Source organism: Kitasatospora sp. NPDC007106, assembly GCF_040634455.1.
Lineage (GTDB): Bacteria > Actinomycetota > Actinomycetes > Streptomycetales > Streptomycetaceae > Kitasatospora > Kitasatospora arboriphila.
Window position 1 is genome coordinate 1 of the sequence record NZ_JBEYFP010000744.1, and the last position, 2,847, is coordinate 2,847.

Genomic DNA, 2,847 nt, shown 5'->3' on the forward strand with positions numbered 1-2,847 from the left:
GGGCGGGACGGCTCCGACGGCGCCCGGTCCGCGGTGCGCCACCAGCGGCGCGAGGCGAGGCCGGCCAGCCCGGCGCCGACGGCGTTGACCAGGACGTCGTCCACGGAGGACACCCGGTCCAGCTGCAGGACGTACTGCGCGGTCTCGACCAGGACGGAGCAGCCCGCCCCGAGCGCCAGCACGCGAGGCACGGACGCCAGCGCCGCGAACCGCATCGGCGCGAAGAAGCCCAGCGCCGCGAAGACCAGCAGGTTGCCCACGATCCCCAGCGCCCCCATCGTGACCAGGTCCCGCAGCGGCACCAGGCTCACCCGGGCGGGCACGGTGCCGGCCCCGCCGCCCGGCATCATGGTCATCCACACGAACGGCACCGTCCCGTGGACCATGCCGACCTCGGCCAGCGACCTCCGCCACGCCCGGCCGGCCCCGGCGGCACGTCGGCGGTGCGCCAGGGCCCACGCCACCAGCACCGACAGCGGCAGCACGACCAGCGTCATCAGCACCACCCCGTTGAAGGTGTCGAAGCAGCCGTGCCACCGCCCGGCCATGCACCGCGGGGCGGACATCATCAGCGGCCGGCGGACGACGAACGCGGCGCCCGCCAGGCCGAGGACCGCCAGGCCGAGGAGCCCGGCCCTGAGCGTGCGGCGGGGCGGTGCGGACGGGGAGGCGTCGAGGTTCATGCCCCCATTCGAGCCGGTGGGGCGTTGCGGCGGCGTATGCGGTTTTCGATACGCCCGCGATACACGCCCGCCCCACCGGCGGGAGCCGTCCTATGGGAGCAGGTGGTGGCCGTCCTCGTCGGCGGGGGCGGCCATCAGGAGGCCGCCGGGCATGGAGAGGTTCTTGAGGAAGTGGATGCGCTGCTGGGTGCGTTCGCCCTCGTCCTCGGCCTCCCGGAAGCGGTGGCCCGCCCAGGTGACCGGGAGGAGGGTGCAGGCGAGCACGGCCGCCGACAGCCGCGGCGGCTTCCCCGCCGCGAGGAGCAGGCCGGAGGCGGCCTGGACGCCGCCGTTCAGGCGGACGGCGTTGACGGTGCGGGCGGGTACCCCGGGCAGGTCGGACAGGGCGTCGACGACCGGCCGGGCGGCGGGTGCGAGGTGCTCGGGGCGCCGCACCGCGTCCGCCCCGCCGGCGATGAACGTCGAGGCCGGCAGGGGGCGTGCGCAGACCCTGACGACGGTCATGACAGGTGGCCTTCCAGCAGGGCGGCGGGCTCGACGTCGAACAGCTCGTGCGTTCCGGTCACCCGGAGGAGCTGGGCCAGCTGCTCGCGCGGCTCGCTCAGCCGGAAGGCGATGCCGTTCGCCGCGGCCCGCTCCCGGGCGACGATCAGTTCGTTCAGGCCCGCGGTGGTGCAGAACTCCAGGCCGGAGCAGTCCACCACGACGGTGTGGGGCGCCGGGAGGCGGCTCAGCGCCTTGTCCAGTGCGGCGCGCAGCGTCTCGGTGCTGCCGGTGTCGGCCTCCCCGGCCAGCTGGACGACCCGTAGGCCGGGCGTGGGCGAGCGGTGGGTGACGTGGATGACGGGATGCACGGGAGCCTCCTCCAGGGGTGCGGGGCCGCCCGCTCCGGGGGTCCCGCCCTGAATCTGTGCGCGCGCCTGCCCGGCCCACGCCCCCGGGAAACGAACGGCCGTCTCCGGCGTCGGCGGCGGAGCGTGACAAACCGGTCGGACCGATCGGATCGCCACGAAGCCGGAGGTTCTTCGTTTTCAGGACGGCGGAACCGTGCCGCTTCGCTCACGGTGCTGTGGACGGGCACCCGAATGGGCCAGTGTCGAACTGGTGACCTCCCGCTACGGGAGGCCCGGCCGACGAGAGGAACGGACCGTGGAAACCGAGTTCCGCGTGACCCGCCGCCCCGCCCCGCCGGGGGTGTGCAGGCTGGCACTGGCGGGACAGGTCGACATGGAGACCTCGGACGCCCTGGCCGAGGCCCTGGGTGGGGCACTGCTGGAGGAGCCGGCGCCCGAGCTGCTCACGGTGGACTGTGCCGCGCTGGACTTCTGCGGTTCCGCCGGCCTGAACGAACTCCTTCGCGCCCGGCAGATCGCCCTGGCGGCGGGGATCGGCTTCCGCCTGGCCTCGCCCAGCCCGCAGGTGGTCCGCCTCCTGGAAGTGACCGAAGCGGACACCGTCTTCGACATCGAGCTCACGGATCCCCGCCGGTTCGAGGGCACCGCCTGCTGACGGCCGCCGTCCGTCGCCGGCGTCATTCGAGCCGACCCGGATCGACCGGGAAGCCGTTGACCTGGGGCAGCGGCGGCAGCAGCTCGGCCCAGACGGTCTTGCCGCCGCCCACGGGCCGGTGGCCCCACCGCAGGGCGAGCCGCTCCACGATCTGCAGCCCGTGGCCGGAGGTCGCGTCGGGCCGGTAGGGGTGGAGGAGGACGGGCGGTGCGGAGTCCCCGTCCGTGACCGAGATCCTCAGCCGCCGTCCGGCCCTGTCGAGGTCGAGGCGGGTCGGCCCCGGGGTGTGCGCGCAAGCGTTGGCCACCAGTTCGTCGGCCACCAGGAAGGCGTCCTCCCGGACGCGCCGGGTCTCGGCCCGGTCGCGGCCGGCCGGGTACCAGTCGTCGAGGGTCTGCTGGACGAAGGCCATCGCCGTCGCCAGCGCGTGTTCCTGTCCGGGACGCAGGTGGCGGACGCGGTGGTCCGACAGTCCTGCGCGTTCGTCGGTCATGGCGTCCTCCCGCCGGCCCCCAGGGTCCGGGGGTGCTGCTCAGGCGAAGATCCGCGCCACCATGAAGACCAGGACGCAGAGGACCAGCAGCCCGACGACCAGCAGCGGCCACGGCCCCCAGGCCGTACGGAGTTCCGGCGGTTCGGGCACCGAGATGCCCGC

At 74.6% G+C, this 2,847-nt stretch carries 5 protein-coding genes; 1 reads left to right on the plus strand and 4 read right to left on the minus strand.

Features of this window, described 5'->3' with window-relative positions; translation table 11 throughout:
• From ABZ641_RS31710 to ABZ641_RS31720, 3 genes are all read right to left on the minus strand, one after another.
• Positions 1 to 683: VanZ family protein (locus ABZ641_RS31710; RefSeq protein WP_359987399.1), on the minus strand; the 683-nt coding region annotated here is incomplete at its 3' end.
• Between the two features lie 90 nt (positions 684 to 773).
• Complete coding sequence (locus tag ABZ641_RS31715; protein WP_344625351.1) at positions 774 to 1,187, minus strand: DoxX family protein; 414 nt, start codon at positions 1,185 to 1,187, stop codon at positions 774 to 776.
• Positions 1,184 to 1,537 (minus strand): STAS domain-containing protein, encoded by a 354-nt coding sequence (locus ABZ641_RS31720; protein ID WP_344625350.1) that lies wholly within the window; start codon positions 1,535 to 1,537, stop codon positions 1,184 to 1,186. The genes ABZ641_RS31715 and ABZ641_RS31720 overlap by 4 nt, the downstream gene beginning before the upstream one ends.
• Positions 1,538 to 1,832: 295 nt before the next feature.
• Between ABZ641_RS31720 and ABZ641_RS31725 the strand changes: the two genes are divergently transcribed.
• Entirely contained in the window at positions 1,833 to 2,192 is a 360-nt protein-coding gene (locus ABZ641_RS31725) for an STAS domain-containing protein (RefSeq protein ID WP_344625349.1), read from the plus strand.
• A gap of 22 nt (positions 2,193 to 2,214) precedes the next feature.
• Here the strand turns inward: ABZ641_RS31725 and ABZ641_RS31730 are convergent, their stop codons facing one another.
• Positions 2,215 to 2,685: an ATP-binding protein gene (locus ABZ641_RS31730; RefSeq protein ID WP_344625348.1), complete on the minus strand. Its 471-nt coding sequence runs from the start codon at positions 2,683 to 2,685 to the stop codon at positions 2,215 to 2,217.
• Positions 2,686 to 2,847: the final 162 nt, after the last annotated feature.